The organism is Rhodovulum strictum, assembly GCF_009649175.1.
GTDB lineage: Bacteria > Pseudomonadota > Alphaproteobacteria > Rhodobacterales > Rhodobacteraceae > Rhodovulum > Rhodovulum strictum.
On the sequence record NZ_WJPO01000011.1, the window covers coordinates 19,994 to 37,950 of the forward strand.

The window sequence follows — 17,957 nt, forward strand, 5'->3', positions numbered from 1 at the left end:
GAAGGTCTCGGCACGGCTACTCATGACTTCACGGAGGGCAGTTCGGAGACAAGGCGCAGGCTCGCGTTGATGCCTTCGAGCTGGTAGTGCGGGCGCAGGTAGAAGCGCGCGGTATAGTAGCCCGGCCGCCCCTCGACGCTGTCGACCTGCACCTCGGCCATGGCCAGCGGGCGCTTGGCCTTGGCGGCGTCGTCGGCCATGGCGGGGTTGGCCAGCACATAGCGGTTGATCCATTCGGACAGCCAGATCTGCATGTCCGAGCGTTCCTTGAACGTGCCCACCTTGTCGCGCGCGATGGCCTTGAGGTAATGCGCAAAGCGGCAGACCGGCAGCAGATAGGGCAGGTTGGCCGACAGCCGTTCATTGGCCTGGGCGGCCGGGTCCACCAGCCTGCCCGCGCGGGCCTCGTCATCCTGCAACGTATGCGCGCCGATGAAGGCCGCGACATCGGTATTCTTGCGGTGCAGGATCGGCATCAGCCCCAGCTTGGCCAGTTCCGCCTCGCGCCGGTCGTCGATGGCAATCTCGGTGGGACATTTCATCGCCACCGAGCCGTCATCGGTGGGGAAGGTGTGGACCGGCAGGTTGATGACTGTGCCGCCCGATTCCACGCCGCGGATCTGGCTGCCCCAGCCGAACAGCTTGTGGCTGCGATTGATGTTCACGCCCATCGCGAAGGCGGCGTTCATCCAGACATAATGATCGTGCTTGCCGTCGATCTGTTCCTCGAAGGCGAAGCCCTTGACCGGGACCGTCTCGGCGCCATAGGGCAGCCGGGCCAGCACGCGCGGCATGGTCAGGCCGATATAGCGCGCATCCTCGCTTTCGCGCAGGCTCTGCCAGCTTGCGTAATCGGGCGAGGACAGGATCTGTGACAGATCCTGCGGGTTGGGCAGTTCCTGCCAGCTTTCCATGCGGAAAAGCTGCGGCGCGGCCGCCGCGATGAAGGGCGCATGCGCCGAGGCGGCTATGCCCGAAAGGTTGCGCAACAGCGTCACGTCCTTGGGCCGGTGCGAGAACTCGTAGGCGCCGATCAGCGCGCCGAAGGGCTCGCCGCCGAACATCGAGTATTCCTCGGTATAAAGCTTCTTGAAGACCGGGGACTGGTCCCACATCTGGCCCTCGTAATCCTCGAGCACATCGGCCAGTTCGTCCTTCTTGATGTTCAGGACGCGGATCTTCAGCTTCTGATCGGTCTCGGTGTTGTTCACCAGATAATGCAGCCCGCGCCAGGTGCCTTCGAGTTCGCGCAATTCGGCGCAATGCATCACCTCGTTCATCTGCTCGCTCAGCAGATGGTCGAGCCCGGCGATCAGCGACTTGATCGACTTGACCGCATTGCCCGAGATCGTCGCGGTGCCCGCCTTTTCGGTCGCGGCAAGGGCAAGGTTCGAGACCAGCGCGCGCAGCTTGTCGGCCTCGCTTTCCTTGATCCGGAAATCCTTTTCCAGCAGCGCCGAGAACTCGCCCAGATCAAGCGCCTCGGCCTCGGCGGCGGCGCCTGCGGCCTTCTGTTCCTGTGCGTCGGCCATGGCTCAGCCCTCCTCTTTCCCGGCCGTCATGGCCCGTTCGGCGGCCTGCGCAAGCAGGGGTTCGTTCTGCAAGAGTTGCGCGATGCGCTTTTCGGCATCGACCTTGCCATCCATGTAGCTCAGCAATTCCTCCAGCTGGCGGCGCATCCGCAACAACTCGGCCAGCGTCGGGATCTGCTCGGCCACCTTGTCGGGGGCGAAATCGCCCATCGAGGTGAAGCTCAGATCGACAAAGATTTCCTCGTCGGCCTCGGCGCCTTCCTTGGCGGGCAGCCTGTTGGGCACGCGCGCCTTTACCCGGGGGCCGAGCGCCTCCATGAACTTGTTGAAGCGGCCCGCATCGGTCTCGACGAAGGTGCGGTCGTTCACCGGCTTCTTCGCCTCGGGCGTTTCCGATGCCCCGGCAAGGTCGGCCATGACCCCCATCACGAAGGGCAGCTCGATGGTGGTGGGGCTGCCGTAATGCTCGACCTCATAGGCGATCTGCACCCGCGGGGCGCGGTTGCGCTCGATCACCTTCTGCTTGCTTTCTGCCATGTGCTGACCCCTGTTCTGCCGTGTCCTCGTCTATTTCCTGCTGCCCTCGGGCACGCCTGCCATGGCGCGGAAATCCTTGAGCCCGCCGGGGGCGACCTCCTCCATCAGTTCCATGAAATCCATCGGCACCATGCGCCGCAGGCGCCGGGCCAGGTGGGGAATGGGGCTGGAGGGTTCGGTGCGTTCGTAGAAGGCGATTATGAGGTCGAGCGCTCGTTCGACATCCTCGCGCGAATTGATCTGAAAGCCGTTCATGCTGCCCCGCGGGGCGGTGGCGGGCGGTGGATCCGCCCCGGCCGGGGCGTCGGGCACGTCTGGCGTGGCGGGGGCGGCCCCGGCCCGGGCATGGGACGCGGCGGCGGCAAGCGTGGCGCCCACCCGGTCGAGGAAACGGCCAAGTGCCACGAAGCGCAGCGCCTCGCCCGGACCAAGGCCCAGCCGGTCATTCACCGCGGCGGCCAGCGCGTCCAGCGCGGCGCGCGCGGCATTGCGGCTGTCGCAGAGCGCGGCAAAGGCTTCGGGAGTCTCGATCGCCATGGCGCGGGTCGCCGCCTCGACCCGCGCCCGGCGGGCGGCATGGGCTTCGAGGATCTGCGCCTGTTCCTTCTGGCCCAGCCCCGAGGGCGCCTCGCGCTGCACATCGTTGTCGGTCAGGCTGCCCGCAGCAAGGTCGGCACCTGTCACAAGCCCCAGTCCGCGCGCGTCGATCACCGCGTTCATTTCAAGATCGCCAAGCAACCCGCTCTCGGCATTCTCAAGCTGCATCAAGGCGTTGATCCGCCGCAGCCCGGTGTCGCGCGGGGTCGGGCCGGGGCGCAGGTCGGGGTGGATGCTGTCCCAGTATGTGGCCAGCGCGGATGCGATCAGATCAACCCCCTGCGCAAGCCCGGCATATCCCGTATAGCCCCTGTCGCGGTCGATGGCGCCTTCGTTGGCCAGCGCGCGGGCGACGATCACCAATAGCCGCAGATCGCGCCCCGCACTTGCCAGCGCGGTTGCTTCGGCCAGCACCTCGGGCCAGTCCACGGGCGAAATCGGGGTCGGAGCGGTGCCGGGCGCCTCGGTCCTTGCCTCTCGGGACGCGGGCTCGATCAGCCGTTCGATCGCCTGGAACCGCGGATCGCTCCTCAGTTCGGTTCCCGACGGATTATCCCCGTCAAGCGGGGCGAGAAACACGTCTGGGTTAACCAACGCCCCCGTCCTTCATGTCGAATGACAGGGGAATCATTTCAGATGGTTGCGATTCTGGCAACGATCGTGAGCGGTTATTGACGAGCGTCAATGATCCGCGACGCCACGCCCAGCACCTCGCCCTCGCGCCCGCGCAGGGCCTCGGTCAGTGCCTCGGCCACCGAAGCAACGCTTTCGTCGCGCGGGCGGCGCATGTCGAAAAGCGGGTTGCGCGACAGGATCGCGACGATCTCGGACTTGCCGAAATCGCCATCCGTGATGCGAAAGGCCAGAAGCCCGGGATCGGCGCGGAATTCCTCGATCGAATGCAGCACGCGGATCCGGCGCAGTCCCCCCTCGACCCGGCCGATTTCGCTCAGCGCGTGTTCGGTGCTGTTGATCTGGGGCAGGACATGAAAGACCTTGCCGGTATTGTCCACGACCATGACCCAGAGCGAGCCCTGCGAAAGGCTGGCGGGGGCAAGCACCTCGGCCACGGGATTCTGGCCGACGCGGTAGATGCCGGTCAGGTTCGCCTCGCCGCTTTCGCCCTCGCCCAGCCAGATCGAGAGCGTCCCGCCCCCCATCGGCGGCAGCACCGCGCGGATCGCGCAGAGATCGCGGTTGAGCGTTCTTGTCTCGACCTGCGCGGTCCGGTCGCCGATCAGCGGGGCAAGCGCGGCCTCGATGGCGGGCTTGTCTTCGGGCGCGGCGATGTCGCCGGTGATGACGATGCTGGCGCCCAGCGGATAGCTGGCGTCGTCGGGCGACTGCTGGTCAAGCCGACCGCAGGTGGCCAGCCGGTCCAGCACCGCCTGCACCTGTGCCGCGTCCAGCCGTTCGGGGCCAGCGGCGATTGTCGCGCTCAGCGCAAAGCCGCTGTCGGCCGACCAGGCGTCCAGCCGGGTGCGCAACGCGTCGCGCGCGGCGGCATCGGGGGCCAGCCCCGTGACCTCGGCCGACAGTCCCGACAGCACAAGTTGCCAGCGGTCCAGCGCGGCCAGTTCCGCGATCAGCGCGCCCGCCTGAGCGGTCCAGTCCGCCCGTGGCAGCCCGCTGGCCAGCACCAGCGCGGTTTCGGCAGGCGGCTGCCCCGTGGCCTGTGCAAAGGCGGCGACAAGGGCCGCGGCGGCGGCTTCGTCCGGGGCGTTGCCCGCGATCCGGCCTGGCACGCCCGGATCATGCGCGGCCGCCAGCCGATAGGGCGAGGCGACGGGAAGCTTCTGGCGCAGGAGCGGATCGAAAAGCCCCAGCGCCCAGGCTGCAAAGCCCAGAACGACCGCCAGCGCGGGCAGGGCAAGCCACGCCCGGCCGCGCCGCGCCCTGGGGGCGGGTTCCGCGTGGCGGGTGCGGGGCTTCAGCGCCGCGTCGATCCGCGCGACCACGGCGGCGGCGTCGGCAGGCCGCGCGGCCGGGTCGGGGGCGGTCAGTGTGTCGATCAGCCCCTTCAGCGGTTCGGGCACGCCCTCGGTATCCAGCGGGCTTTGCTTGCGGCGCACGATCTCGCCCGGGGTGGTGCCGAGAAACGGCACCTCGCCGCGCCATGCGGCCAGAAGCGATGCCCCCAGCCCGTAGAGATCGGACCGCGGCTCGGCCCGGCCCTCGACCTGTTCGGGGGCGGCATATTCGTATTTGCCCGCAAACTGGTTGCCGACGATGGTGCGCGCGCCCGCATTCATGTCCTTGGCGATGCCGAAATCGATGATCGTCGCCTTGTCGGGATCGCCGCCGCGCAGGATGATGTTGTCGGGCGACAGGTCGCGATGCACCACGCCCCGGCCATGGGTCACCACCAGCCCGCTGGCCACGCGATGCGCGATCACCATCAGGTCGCGTTCGTCCAGCCGCCGGGCCAGCATCTCGTCATTCATCGACGGGCCGTCGATATAATCCATCACCAGGAACACATGGCCCTGGTCGGAGCGCGAGCATTCGGTATAGCGCACCACCGCATCATGGTGGATGTTGCGCATCTCCTCCTCGCGCTTCATCAGTTCGATGTAGTCGGCGTTCCCAGAGAACCGCGCCGACAGCGCCTTGATCGCCACCTGGCGGCCCGAGATCTGGTTGCGTGCCAGATAGACCTCGCCGGTGCCGCCGCGGCCCAGCACGCCCTCGATCTCGTAGGTGTTGTTCAGCACCTGGCCGGGGTGAAAGATGTCCGAGGGCAAAGGATCCTTCATCGGCGGGCCTCGCTCTGCACGCCGGGGGCGAAAATTCCTGTCGCCGTGGCGGGTTTCGGGCGTAGACTAGCACGCGGGCCGGGCGGCCGGAACCTTTGCGCGTGCCCGCGCCGACCGGCAGGATGTCAGGGGGAGACAGCCATGGCCCAACGCGGCAGCCAGGAGACGATCAAGCGCAAGGAACTTGTCGGCAAGCTGAACCCTGTCTGCCTGAAGGCGTTCTCGGCCGCGGCGCAGGCGGCCAAGGCGCGGGGCAATCCTTATGTCGAGCTTGTCCATTTCGTTGCGGAACTGGCCCATGCGCCGAAGTCGGATTTCGAGATCCTGTTGCGATCCGCGGGTGTCGATTTCGCAAGGCTGGAGGCCGACATCACCCGCGCGATGGACGCGCTGCCCCATGGCGCCAGCGCGGTCGAGGAGTTTTCCGACCATATATTCCGCGCGATCCAGGAGGCGTGGAGCCTGGGCCAGCTGGAATATGGCGACGAGGCGGTGCGCTCGGCCTATCTGCTGCTCGCGGGGCTGAACACACCGGTCATCGAGGCGCTGCTTTACAAGATCAGCCTGGAATTCGACCGGATCGACCCGCGCGACATGGCCGGGCAACTGGACGCGCTGCTGCCCGACTCGGTCGAGGGGATGGGGGCAGGGCCGGAACAGGCGGCGAAGAAACCTGCGCCGGGCGGGCAGTCGGCCCTGGCGCAGTTTTCCACCAACCTGACCGAACGGGCCCGGGCGGGCCGGATCGACCCGGTGGTGGGCCGCGACATGGAGATCCGCCAGATCATCGACATCCTGATGCGGCGGCGCCAGAACAACCCGATCCTGACCGGCGAGGCGGGCGTGGGAAAGACCGCCGTGGTCGAAGGCTTCGCCCAGCGGCTGGCCAGGGGCGATGTACCGCCCAGCCTGAAGGGGGTGCAACTTCACCTGCTGGATGTGGGGCTGATGAAGGCGGGGGCGTCCGTCAAGGGCGAGTTCGAAAAGCGCCTGCGCGCGGTGATCGAGGAGGTGCAAGCCTCGGACGTGCCGGTGATCCTGTTCATCGACGAGGCGCATACGCTGATCGGGGCGGGGGGGGCGGCCGGAACGGGGGATGCCGCGAACCTGCTGAAACCGCCGCTGGCGCGGGGGGAATTGCGCACGGTCGCGGCCACCACATGGTCGGAATACAAGCAATATATCGAGCCCGACCCGGCCTTTACCCGCCGGTTCCAGGTGGTCAACGTGGCCGAGCCGTCCGAAGACGCGGCGGTGCGGATGTGCCGGGGCGTCGCGGGTGTGCTGGAGCGTCACCACAAGGTCGAGATCCTCGACGAGGCGTTGGAGGCGTCGGTCCAGCTTTCGCATCGCTACATTCCCGCCCGGCAATTGCCCGACAAGGCGATCAGCCTTCTGGATACCGCCTGTGCGCGGGTTGCCGTTTCGCAGCATGCAACACCCGCCGCGGTCGAGGATATCGACCGCCGCCTTGCTGCGCTGAGGATCGAGCAGGGCATCGCCGAGCGCGAGGCCGCCATCGGCATCGACACCGGCAAGCGGATGACGGGCATCCTAGCCGCGCTGGACGAGGCCGAGGCCGAGTTTGCCGCCGCGAATGCACGGTGGGAGGCCGAAAAGGCGTTGGTAGACGAGGTGCTGGACCTGCGCGCGGATCTGCGGGGCGGGGGGGCTGCGCTGGACGAGACCGGCGCGGTGGGGCACATGGCGCCCGAAGCGGCGAAACCCGAAAACGCCGGGGAAGGCGACGCGCCCCCGGCAGCGGAAACACCCGCCCCGCCGCCCGCCATGACCGAGGCGGAGCGCGCCGAGAAGCTGGCGGCGCTGAAGGCGAAGATGGCGGAACTGGCCGAGAAGCAGGGCGAGAGCCCGCTGATCCTGCCATCTGTAGACCGCAACGCGGTGGCCAGCGTCGTGCAGGACTGGACCGGCATTCCCACCGGCCGGATGGTGGCCAGCCAGACCGAGCGCGCGATCCACCTGCCCGAGATCCTGGGCCAGCGGGTGGTGGGGCAGGATCACGCGATGCAGATGATCTCGAACCGCATCCAGACCGCCTATGCCGGGCTTGCCGCGACCGACAAGCCGATCGGGGTCTTCCTGCTCTGCGGGCCCTCGGGGGTGGGCAAGACCGAGACGGCGCTGGCGCTGGCGGACGCGCTCTATGGCGGGGAACAGAACCTTCTGTCCTTCAACATGAGCGAGTTTCAGGAGGCGCATACCGTTTCCACGCTGAAGGGCGCACCGCCCGGTTATGTGGGCTACGGCAAGGGCGGCGTGCTGACCGAGGCGGTGCGCCGCCGCCCCTATTCGGTGGTGCTGTTCGACGAGGTGGAAAAGGCCCATGCCGATATCCACGAGGTCTTCTTTCAGGTTTTCGACAAGGGGATGATGGATGACAGCGAGGGCCGCCGGATCGACTTCAAGAACACGCTGATCCTGCTCACCTCGAATGTCGGCACCGACGAGATCATGGCGATGACCGAGGACGGCAAGCTGCATGCCGATCTGGATGACCTGACCGCCGCGCTGCGCGCGCCGCTTCTGCGGGTGTTTCCGCCCGCGCTGCTGGGGCGGCTGGTGACGATCCCCTATTACCCGCTGTCGGATGCGGCGCTGGAACTGATCGCGGGGTTCAAGCTGAAATCCATCGCGAAACGGTTGCGCAAGGGCCATGACGCGGACCTGGTGATTGGCGCAGGGACCATGGACCTGATCAAGGCGCGCTGCACCGAGATCGAGTCGGGCGGGCGGATGATCGACGCGATCCTGACCAACACGCTGCTTCCGGAACTCAGCCGCCAGATCCTGAACCGCACGCTGGACGGCTCCACGCTGGCGCGGGTGACGGTGACCGGCAGCGCGGAGGGGTTCGCCTACGCGTTCGATTGAGGCAATGCCATGGAGATCCTGAACCAGACCCGTTTCGTCCCGGCCTTTACCCAAGGCATGGACAAGGCGGGGCGGGAGCATCTGGTTCTGGTGGTCAAGGGCACGTTCGACTTTCCCGATACGGGCGACATGCCGCCGGTTGCCGAGGACCAGCGCCCGCTGGTGATGGCCGACGAATTCACCGGCGCGCCGGGCTTTTCCGCGCCGCTGTGGGAAACCGATTTCGCCTTTCGCAAGCCGCGTTGCGACGTGGTCGTGAACGGGTCCGCCCATGCCCCCGGGGGACGGCCGGTGCAGGGGGTGCGCGTGGGGATCCGGGTGGGGGAATGGTCCAAGACGCTGGACGTGATCGGGGCGCGCGAATGGCGCGTGGTGGGGCCGGTGGTGACGGCGACCGAGCCGCATCCCTTTTCGAAGATGCGGTTTTCCTACGACACCGCCTTTGGCGGGCCGGACCGCAGCGACCCGGACGATCCCGCGCCCGCGGTCTATCGGCCGAACCCGGTGGGGCTGGGCTGGGGGCAGGTGCGAAACCAGTCGCGCCTGTCGGGCCAGCCCCTGCCCAACACGCAGGAACCGGGCGTGGCCGTGACCTCGCCCTATGGCAGCTACCGCCCCATGGCGCTGGGGCCGGTGGGGCGGGGCTGGCCCGAGCGGCTGAGATATGCGGGCACCTATGACCAGCGCTGGCAGGACGAGGTGTTTCCCTTCCTGCCCGCCGATTTCGACGAGCGCTATTTCCAATGCGCCCCCGAGGATCAGCAGATCGACCCGCCCGGCCCAGGGGTGCCGGTGATCCTGGGCCACCTGACGCCGCGGGGGCGCGAGGCGTTCCGTCTGCCGCCCGAAAGCGCGCTGCCGGTGACGATCTTCCGCGGGCAGGCGGCGGCGCTCGAACGCACGCTTCTGCCCGACACGCTGCTGTTCGATTGCGAGGCGCGGGCGATGATGCTGGTCTGGCGCGTCTCGGTCCCGATCCGGCGCATCATCACCGAATTTTCCACCGCCTGGATCGGCCCGCCGACCGAGGCGATGGTCCGCGCCCGCGCCGAGGGGCGGCGCTATGTTCGCGCCGTGGGCATGCCCGAACCCGAACCCGAGGAAGACGAGGCATGAGCGCGCTGTCGATCCTTGCGGCGGGCATGGTGACGGCGGTGGGGCTGGATGCGCCCTCGTCCTGTGCGGCGCTGCGCGCGCGGCTTGACGGGTTCTGCGAGACGCGGTTTGCGGGGCCGGGCGGCGACTGGCTGATCGGTGCGCCGGTGCCTCTGCCGCGCAACTGGCTGGGCGAGAAGCGGCTGGCGCATCTGGCCGCGGGCGCCATTGCCGAACTGTTCCAGGCTGTGCCCGCGGCGGCGGGGCAGGCGGCGCTGATCCTGTGCCTGCCCGAGGAGGACCGCCCGGGCCGACCGCTGCGCGATGCCGCCGGGCTGGCCGCCCGGATCGGCGCCATCGTCGAGATCCCGTCCCGCACCCGCACCCAGATCGTCGCCCATGGCCGCCCCTCGGGCCTTGTCGCGCTGCGCCAGGCGGGCCGGATGCTGGCCGAGGGCGCGGTTGACTATGTGGTGGTGGCCGGCGTGGACAGCTACCTGACCGCCCCGGCCATCGCCCATTACCACGGCGCGCGCCGCTTGCTGACACCAGACAACGCGAACGGCTTTCTGCCGGGCGAGGCGGCGGCGGCGGTGCTGTGCGGGCGGGCCGGGGCGGGGTTGCGGCTGGTCGGGCTGGGGCTCGCCCGCGAAAAGGCGTTCCTTTACAACGGGCTCGACGCGGACGGGCTGGACCTGCCGCTGCGCGGTGACGGCATGACCGAAGCCTATGCCCAGGCGCTGGGCGCGGCGGGGGTCGGCCTGGCGCAGATCGACTACCGCATCGCCGACCTGATCGGCGAACAATACTGGTTCAGGCAGACCGCGCTGGCCGCGCTGCGGCTGGAACGCGGCCGTTCCGAATTCCAGGATCTCTGGAGCCCGGCCGAAAGCCTGGGAAATGTCGGCGCGGCGGTCGTGCCGCTGATGATCGGCATGGCGCTGAGTGCTGCGCGCAAGGCCTATGCGGGCGGCGATCCGGTGCTGATCGAGGCCAGTGCCGATGATGGCGCCTGCGGCGCGGCGGTGTTCCGGGCAGAGGCGGGCTGATGGGGGACGTGTTCGCCAACGGGCTGGAGATCTCGGGCAAGGCGGTGCAGGCCCAGACCATCGCGGCCTTCCCCGATGTCTGCATGACCCCGCCCGAGAACCCCGCGACGCCGCCGGGCGTGCCGGTGCCCTATCCGAATTTCGCGATGGCGGGCGATACCGAGAACGGCACATCGACGGTGTTCATCAAGGGCAAGACGGTCAACCTGAAGAACAAGTCCGACATGTCCAGGACCTCGGGCGACGAGGCGGGATGCGCCGCGAAGAAGGGAGTCATCACCTCCAAGAACACGGGCAAGTCCTATTTCAATTCGTGGTCGCCGAACGTGAAGTTCGAGGGCGAGCCGGTGGTGCGCTTCTCTGACCTGACCACCAACAACCACGCCTCGCCCGCGGCCAACACCCCGCCCCAGATCCACACCGCCAAGCCCGCTGCATCCGGAACTGCCGAACCGCCGAAATGCCTGTGCGGTCAACATGGCGCGATCAAGGACGAATGCGGCAAGCGCGACCCGAAATCCGAAGCGCACCATGTCATCCCCGACCGGGTTTACCGTGCGAATGTCAAGGGGCAGAAGAACCTTGTGCAATACCGCGTGAAGGGGGCGCCGCGATACTCCGAGGGCATCGCGATCTGCATCCCCAAGTCGAAGCATATTGCCAAGAGGGGGCCGAAGGGGCAGGCGACCACGGTGCACCATCATCTTGACGACAACCTGACCAGGATCGGCGCGGCCAAGTCGCCGCCGCATGTCGCGCCTGTCGGCGAGATCCGGTTGCATGCGGTGGCGGCGCTGGGCGAACTCGTGCCCGATCCGCTGAGCATGGAATGCTTTCAGGAGGTGGTGCTCAAGGTCTTTGCCCAGACCGACCCCATCAGGAACAAGCAGGGGCGAACCTCGAAGGACAAGCTGACGGCGGGATCGCCGGGGCTGGCCGTGATGCAGAAGCAGGGGCTTGGGTGATGATCCTTGAATGGGGTGCGGTGACGCAGGACGAGCGGGTTTGCGTGGCCACGCGCGGGTCCGAGGAGGACGAGGAATTCGGTCTGCATGTCGGCCGGCGGGTGGACGGGCGCATGCGCTTTGCCCAACGGGCCGAGGTGGACGATCTTGTGGCGCTTAGTGCCTCCCCCCCGGCATGGCAGGGGGCGTGCGATTTCGTGGCTCTTTCGGGCGAGGGCGAGGTGACGCTTGTCGGTGCCGAGACCCGGACAGAACAGATCGCGGGCGCAGGCTATACTGCCCCCGGGGCGGCCGGGTACGGGCGGATGTCTTCGCTGGTGGCCCGCGAAGACCACCTGTTCGCACTCGGGTATGGCGGCCAGGCCTATCTCAAGGAAACCGCAGGCGGCCCATGGCGGTTCCTGTCGCTGGACTTTCCGCGCGCCGCGAATGACACGACCGTCTTTTACTCGGCCATGCGGACCGGGTCAGGGGGCTATCTTTTCGGCGGAGAGTTTGCGCCGCGGCCTGTCTTTTCCGATGCGCTTCTGGCGGCGAATGCCGCAGGCGATGCGACGCGGGTGGCCGAATTGCTGATCCGGGGGCGCCGAACAGGCCATGGCGTTCTGTGGGCGCTGGACGGCGCGGTCTGGCGTCCGCTGGACCTGCCGACCGGGGAACAGGTCTTCTTCCTGGACCGTCTGGGCGAACGGGTGCTGGTGGTTTGCGTGCGCGCGGCCTCTCTGCTGGACCCCGCCGGCGAAGAAATCGTAGCTGCCCCGATAGAACCCGATGCGCCGGTCAAGGGGCTCTTGCGCATGCGCGGCGGGGTGCAGGCACTGACGGGCGGGGTGCTGGTTCCGATGGACGGGACAGAGCCCGCGCCCGGCTGGGCCGAGCCGCTGCCCGCCCCCGACGAGGTGTTCTGTGCGGCGGGATCGGCAAGCGCAGCCTATGCCTTCGAGGATGCGCGGATACTTGTGAACGAGGGAAATGGCTGGCAGGTCGTGCCCTACGAGTTCATCGAGGGCTGATCCTCAGCCCAGCTTCGCGTCCAGGTATTCCCGCACCTTTGCCAGATCGAGATCGGCGATGCGCAGCCCCGCGGCGCCGGGTTGCAGCATGCGCAGGACGAACAACTCGCCCGGTTCGGGATATTCGGCGAACAGTTCCTCGGCGATGCGCAGGCCGTCTGCACCCGCCACGCGCAGCCCGTCCAGATGCGCCTCCAGCCGCTCGATCAGGCGGGACAGGCGCAGGGCGTCCATTTCCTCGTTTTCCTCCGGGTGCAGCATGTGCCGGTCATAGATCGTCCACAGGAACGCGGCCTGTTCGGCATGCTGGCGAACGATGTGCTCCAGGACCGGGGCGGGCATCAGTTCAGGTTGACCGAGCCGCCGCGGATGCGGTTGGTGGCCGAGGCATGGCTGGTCAGATAGCTGCCGCGGATCGTGATCCTGCCATCTGCCAGCATCACGATGGATGCCTTGCCCACCCGCAATTCCAGTCGTTCCGTTGCCGTCACCCGCACCGTCTCGCCGTCGCGGATCACCAGGGGGGGGCGGTCCTGGCGGGGCGGTTCGACCAGCTTGCCGATAATCAGCGGGCGGTCGCGGCGGCCGTCCTCGAAAAGCAGCGCCACCTCGGCGCCCACATCCGCGGCGCTCAGCGCGGTCAGCGAGCGGGCGGGGATCGCGTGATCCTGAGCATTGCCCACGAAAACGACCAGCGGCGCCCCCGCCTCGAAGCCGAGGATGACGCCAAGCGCCACGCCGTCGATCTGGTCGGTGCGGGTCATGCGGCCGCTGTCCCCCGTGCAGAGCCCCCTCGGGAACAGTCTTTCACAGAAGCCCCGCTGCGCCAAGCGGCGCGGTGGGGCCACGGGGCCGGGCGGGGGCTATTTCTCGACCGGCAGCTTGGCGTTCAGCCATTCTAGGAAGCTGCCCATGTTGTAGATCTTGTCATAGCCCAGCTTCTTCATCACCCGCGCCGCCGCCAGCGACCGCGCGCCGGTGTCGCAATAGATCGCAAAGGTTCTGGCCGGGTCGAGCGCGGGGTCGAAATGCGGGCTTTTCCGGTCGGCCTTGTGGCGGAGCATGTGCATCGGTACCTCGATCGCGCCCTTGCACTTGCCGAAACGGGCGATCTCGTGCGGTTCGCGCACGTCGATCAGGGTGATCTCGCCCTTCTCGGCCAGCGGCGCGGCGTCGCGGGCGCGAATCTCGTCGATATTGGGGTAGAGCCGGAGCATCAGATCGACGACCTTGAACATTGGCGCACACTCCTCTTGCCGGGGGTCGGGCGGACTATAGGCCCCCGCGCCGGATTGTTAAGCGGCAATCGGCAGTCGGGCCGGGATGGTGGCGGATGTTCGCCGGATGTTCCCTTTTTCCCGTTGGGAATCCGCCGCGCATCCTCTATGTGTTGTCGCGTCATCCCCGGGGGCAGTCATGGCCGATCTGAAACGCATCGAGGTGCGCGGCGCGCGCGAGCACAATCTCAGGAATATCGACGTCGACATTCCCCGCGACGCGCTGGTGGTCATCACCGGGCTGTCGGGCTCGGGCAAGTCCAGCCTTGCCTTCGACACGATTTATGCCGAGGGCCAGCGGCGCTATGTCGAAAGCCTGTCGGCCTATGCGCGGCAGTTCCTCGACATGATGGAAAAGCCCGATGTGGACCATATCAGCGGGTTGAGCCCCGCGATTTCCATCGAGCAGAAGACCACCTCGAAGAACCCGCGCTCGACGGTCGGCACCGTTACCGAAATCTACGATTACCTGCGGCTGCTGTTCGCCCGAGCGGGCACGCCCTATTCGCCCGCCACCGGCCTGCCGATCGAGGCGCAGCAGGTGCAGGACATGGTCGACCGCATCGTGGCGATGGAGGAGGGCACCCGCGCCTATCTGCTGGCCCCCGTCGTGCGCGACCGAAAGGGGGAATACCGCAAGGAATTCATCGAGCTGCGCAAGCAGGGCTTCCAGCGGGTCAAGGTCAACGGCACCTTCCACGAACTGGACGATCCGCCCACGCTCGACAAGAAGTTCCGCCATGACATCGACGTGGTGGTGGACCGGATCGTGGTGAAACCGGGACTTGAGACGCGGCTGGCCGACAGTCTGCGCACGGCGCTGGATCTGGCCGACGGGATCGCGGTGCTGGAAACCGCGCCAACCGAGGGCGAGCCCGAGCGGATCACATTCTCCGAGAAATTCGCCTGTCCCGTCTCGGGCTTCACCATCCCCGAGATCGAGCCGCGGCTGTTTTCCTTCAACGCCCCCTATGGCGCCTGTCCCGATTGCGACGGGCTGGGGGTTGAGCTGTTCTTTGACGAACGCCTCGTGGTGCCCGATGCCGCGCTGACCGTCTGGGACGGGGCCATCGCGCCCTGGCGCAAGGGCAAGTCGCCCTATTTCCGCCAGACCATCGAAGCCATTGCGCGCCACTACGGTTTCGACAAGGACACGCCCTGGAAACACCTGCCCGAGCCGGTCAAGGCGGTGTTTCTGCATGGTTCGGGCGAGGAGGAAATCCCGTTCCGCTATGACGAGGGCGGGCGAATCTATCAGGTGACGCGGCCCTTCGAGGGCGTGATCCCCAACATGGAACGGCGCTACCGCGAGACCGACAGCGCCTGGATCCGCGAGGAGTTCGAGCGCTATCAGAACAACCGTTCCTGCCATACCTGCGGCGGGCACCGGCTGAAGCCCGAGGCGCTGGCGATCCGGATCGGCGGGCTGCATGTCGGCGAAGTGGTGCAGATGTCGATCCGCGAGGCGCTGGCCTGGGTCGAGCGTGTGCCCGACAGCCTGAGCCGGCAGAAGAACGAGATCGCCCGCGCGATCCTCAAGGAAATCCGCGAGCGGCTGGGGTTCCTGAACAATGTGGGCCTCGATTACCTGACGCTGTCGCGCAATGCGGGCACGCTGTCGGGCGGCGAAAGCCAGCGCATCCGGCTGGCTAGCCAGATCGGATCGGGGCTGACGGGGGTGCTTTATGTGCTGGACGAGCCGTCCATCGGGCTGCACCAGCGCGACAACGGGCGGCTTCTGACCACGCTCAAGAACCTGCGCGACCAGGGCAATTCGGTGCTGGTGGTCGAACATGACGAGGAGGCGATCCGCGAGGCCGATTTCGTGCTCGACCTCGGTCCCGGTGCGGGCGTGCATGGTGGCATGATCGTGTCGCAGGGCACCCCGGCCGAGATCATGGCCGATCCGGCCTCGGTCACGGGGCAATACCTGTCGGGCGCGCGCGAGATCGCGGTGCCCGCCACCCGGCGGCAGGGCAACGGCAAGAAGATCACCGTGGTCAAGGCGACCGGCAACAACCTGCGCGAGGTGACGGTGGATTTCCCCCTGGGCATGTTCGTCTGCGTGACCGGCGTGTCTGGCGGGGGCAAGTCGACGCTGACCATCGAGACGCTGTTCAAGACGGCCAGCATGCGGCTGAACGGCGCCCGCCAGACGCCCGCCCCCTGCGAGACGATCAAGGGGCTGGAACATCTGGACAAGGTGATCGACATCGACCAGCGGCCCATCGGCCGCACGCCGCGGTCAAATCCCGCGACCTATACCGGCGCCTTCACGCCGATCCGCGACTGGTTCGCGGGCCTGCCCGAGGCCAAGGCGCGCGGCTACAAGCCGGGGCGGTTCAGCTTCAACGTCAAGGGCGGGCGCTGCGAGGCCTGTCAGGGCGATGGCGTCATCAAGATCGAGATGCACTTCCTGCCCGATGTCTATGTGACCTGCGAAACCTGCCATGGCGCCCGCTACAATCGCGAAACCCTCGAAATCCGCTTCAAGGGCAAGAGTATAGCCGACGTTCTTGATATGACGGTGGAGGATGCGCAGGCGTTCTTCAAGGCCGTGCCCGCGATCCGCGAAAAGATGGATGCGCTGGTCCGGGTGGGGCTGGGCTATATCAAGGTGGGCCAGCAGGCCACGACCCTTTCGGGCGGCGAGGCGCAGCGGGTCAAGCTGTCCAAGGAACTGTCCAAGCGGGCGACGGGCAGGACGCTCTATATCCTGGACGAACCGACCACGGGGCTGCATTTCGAGGATGTGCGCAAATTGCTGGAAGTGCTGCACGAACTGGTCGAACAGGGCAATTCGGTCGTGGTGATCGAGCATAATCTGGATGTCATCAAGACCGCTGACTGGATCATCGACATCGGCCCAGAGGGCGGCGATGGCGGCGGGCGGATCGTGGCCGAGGGCACGCCCGAACAGGTGGCCGAGGTGGCGGCCAGCCATACCGGGCATTACCTCAAGGACATGCTGAAACCCCGCAATCTGGCCGCGGAATAGCGCGATGGTCCGGGGCCGGATCGGGGTGGCGCTGGGCTCGGGCGGGGCGCGGGGCTGGTGCCATATCGGCGTGCTGCGCGGACTGGATGCGCTGGGGCTGGCGCCCGATGTCGTTGCGGGTTGTTCGATGGGGGCGCTGGTGGGCGCGGCCTATGCGGCGGGTCGGCTCGACGCGCTGGAGGAATGGACGCGCGGCATGACGCGCACCCGGCTGGTGAGCATGCTCGATGTCAGCCTGATCAGCGGCGGGCTGGTCGAAGGGCGCCAGATTGCCCGCGTGCTGAAGGATCTGGGCCTGCCCGAACGGATCGAGGATCTGGACCGCCCCTTTGCCGCGATTGCCACCGACATGGAAACGGGGCGCGAGATCTGGCTGACAGAGGGCGATCTGGGGGCGGCGGTGCGCGCCTCGGCCGCCCTGCCGGGGGTCATCAGCCCCTATCACCACGAGGGGCGTTGGCTGCTGGACGGGGGCCTGACAAATCCGGTTCCGGTCTCGGCCGCCCGCGCGCTGGGGGCCGAGATCATCATCGCGGTCAATCCCAATGGCAAGCGGTTCGGCCAGATCTGGCAGGCCGCGCCGCCCGAGGATGGCCCCTGGTCGGCGATTGCCGAGGCGCTGCCCGAGGGGATGCGCAAGCAACTGTCCTGGCTGATGCCCGACGATCCGGGGCCGCGGCCGCCGAACTATGTCGATGTCGTCTCGACCGCGATCGACGTGATGACCGAGCAGATCCGGCGCAGCCGTCTGGCGGGCGAACCGCCGCATGCGCTGTTGAGCGCGCATCTGGCGCATGTCTCGGTGCTGGACCTGCACCGCGCCCCCGAAGCGATCGAGGAAGGCCGCCGCCTGGTCGAGCGCCATGCCGACATGCTGGGCGAGTTGCGGCAAGGGTAACGATCCCGGGCCGCGACGACCCGGGCGCGTGTGGTCACGGAAAAACAGCTTCGCCCGGACCAAAGGCGGGGCTTCGGTCCGGGCGGGCAATCAATCTGACAGGGCCGTGCCAGACGGCCCTGATCCCGGCCTCAGCCTTTCGGGCAGGTGTTCACGCCGATCAGGTTGTAGAGCGGGCAGGTGGACATCAGCCCGGTCGCCAGCGGCACGATGCCGATCAGCCAGAGGATGCTGGCATCGGGACGAACGAAATACATGGCGATCAGCGCAAGGCCGGCCACGATGCGGGCGATACGGTCGATGCCGCCGACATTCTTCTTGAGCATGGGTCTTCTCCGATGGTGTGGA

At 67.5% G+C, this 17,957-nt stretch carries 15 protein-coding genes; 7 read left to right on the forward strand and 8 right to left on the reverse strand.

The genetic code is table 11. The features are described from left to right. Positions 1-20 precede the first annotated feature (20 nt). The 4 genes from tssC to GH815_RS08765 form a co-directional block, all read right to left on the reverse strand. Positions 21-1,532: a type VI secretion system contractile sheath large subunit gene (gene tssC / locus GH815_RS08750; RefSeq protein WP_153748394.1), complete on the reverse strand. Its 1,512-nt coding sequence runs from the start codon at positions 1,530-1,532 to the stop codon at positions 21-23. 3 nt (positions 1,533-1,535) lie between these two features. Further along, on the reverse strand, positions 1,536-2,069 hold the full coding sequence (gene tssB / locus GH815_RS08755) for a type VI secretion system contractile sheath small subunit (RefSeq protein ID WP_153748395.1): 534 nt from the start codon (positions 2,067-2,069) through the stop codon (positions 1,536-1,538). Between the two features lie 30 nt (positions 2,070-2,099). After that, positions 2,100-3,260 (reverse strand): type VI secretion system protein TssA, encoded by a 1,161-nt coding sequence (locus GH815_RS08760; RefSeq protein ID WP_153748396.1) that lies wholly within the window; start codon positions 3,258-3,260, stop codon positions 2,100-2,102. Positions 3,261-3,334: 74 nt separating this feature from the next. After that, complete coding sequence (locus GH815_RS08765; RefSeq protein WP_153748397.1) at positions 3,335-5,422, reverse strand: serine/threonine protein kinase; 2,088 nt, start codon at positions 5,420-5,422, stop codon at positions 3,335-3,337. Between the two features lie 141 nt (positions 5,423-5,563). Here GH815_RS08765 and tssH point away from each other — a divergent pair, with 141 nt between their 5' ends. The 5 genes from tssH to GH815_RS08790 are packed head-to-tail and all read left to right on the forward strand — an operon-like array spanning position 5,564 to position 12,436. After that, complete coding sequence (tssH, locus tag GH815_RS08770) at positions 5,564-8,314, forward strand: type VI secretion system ATPase TssH (protein ID WP_153748398.1); 2,751 nt, start codon at positions 5,564-5,566, stop codon at positions 8,312-8,314. A 9-nt stretch (positions 8,315-8,323) separates the two neighbouring features. Next, positions 8,324-9,430 carry a DUF2169 family type VI secretion system accessory protein gene (locus GH815_RS08775; RefSeq protein WP_153748399.1) on the forward strand — a complete coding sequence of 369 codons (1,107 nt, stop codon included), beginning with the start codon at positions 8,324-8,326 and terminating at the stop codon, positions 9,428-9,430. Further along, the gene (locus tag GH815_RS08780) at positions 9,427-10,458 is read left to right on the forward strand and encodes a beta-ketoacyl synthase N-terminal-like domain-containing protein (protein ID WP_153748400.1); all 1,032 of its coding nucleotides are present in this window, start codon (positions 9,427-9,429) and stop codon (positions 10,456-10,458) included. Before GH815_RS08775 ends, GH815_RS08780 begins: the two co-directional genes overlap by 4 nt. Further along, positions 10,458-11,423 carry a DUF4150 domain-containing protein gene (locus GH815_RS19170; RefSeq protein ID WP_246176373.1) on the forward strand — a complete coding sequence of 322 codons (966 nt, stop codon included), beginning with the start codon at positions 10,458-10,460 and terminating at the stop codon, positions 11,421-11,423. The genes GH815_RS08780 and GH815_RS19170 overlap by 1 nt, the downstream gene beginning before the upstream one ends. After that, a complete protein-coding gene (locus GH815_RS08790; RefSeq protein WP_153748401.1) occupies positions 11,423-12,436 on the forward strand; it encodes a hypothetical protein in 1,014 nt (337 codons plus the stop codon). The genes GH815_RS19170 and GH815_RS08790 overlap by 1 nt, the downstream gene beginning before the upstream one ends. Positions 12,437-12,439: 3 nt before the next feature. Here GH815_RS08790 and GH815_RS08795 read toward each other — a convergent pair whose 3' ends face one another. The 3 genes from GH815_RS08795 to GH815_RS08805 all read right to left on the reverse strand — a co-directional run bounded on the left by GH815_RS08795 (position 12,440) and on the right by GH815_RS08805 (position 13,674). Further along, positions 12,440-12,778, reverse strand: coding sequence for a hypothetical protein (locus tag GH815_RS08795; RefSeq protein WP_153748402.1), 339 nt, complete (start codon positions 12,776-12,778; stop codon positions 12,440-12,442). Beyond that, on the reverse strand, positions 12,778-13,200 hold the full coding sequence (locus GH815_RS08800; RefSeq protein WP_153748403.1) for a DUF6484 domain-containing protein: 423 nt from the start codon (positions 13,198-13,200) through the stop codon (positions 12,778-12,780). The genes GH815_RS08795 and GH815_RS08800 overlap by 1 nt, the downstream gene beginning before the upstream one ends. Before the next feature lie 99 nt (positions 13,201-13,299). Then, the gene (locus GH815_RS08805; protein ID WP_153748404.1) at positions 13,300-13,674 is read right to left on the reverse strand and encodes a rhodanese-like domain-containing protein; all 375 of its coding nucleotides are present in this window, start codon (positions 13,672-13,674) and stop codon (positions 13,300-13,302) included. A gap of 178 nt (positions 13,675-13,852) precedes the next feature. Here GH815_RS08805 and uvrA point away from each other — a divergent pair, with 178 nt between their 5' ends. Beyond that, on the forward strand, positions 13,853-16,711 hold the full coding sequence (gene uvrA, locus GH815_RS08810; RefSeq protein WP_153748405.1) for an excinuclease ABC subunit UvrA: 2,859 nt from the start codon (positions 13,853-13,855) through the stop codon (positions 16,709-16,711). A gap of 4 nt (positions 16,712-16,715) precedes the next feature. Then, on the forward strand, positions 16,716-17,609 hold the full coding sequence (locus tag GH815_RS08815; protein WP_153748406.1) for a patatin-like phospholipase family protein: 894 nt from the start codon (positions 16,716-16,718) through the stop codon (positions 17,607-17,609). Between the two features lie 131 nt (positions 17,610-17,740). Here the strand turns inward: GH815_RS08815 and GH815_RS08820 are convergent, their stop codons facing one another. Beyond that, positions 17,741-17,935, reverse strand: coding sequence for a YgaP family membrane protein (locus GH815_RS08820; protein ID WP_153748407.1), 195 nt, complete (start codon positions 17,933-17,935; stop codon positions 17,741-17,743). Positions 17,936-17,957 lie beyond the last annotated feature (22 nt).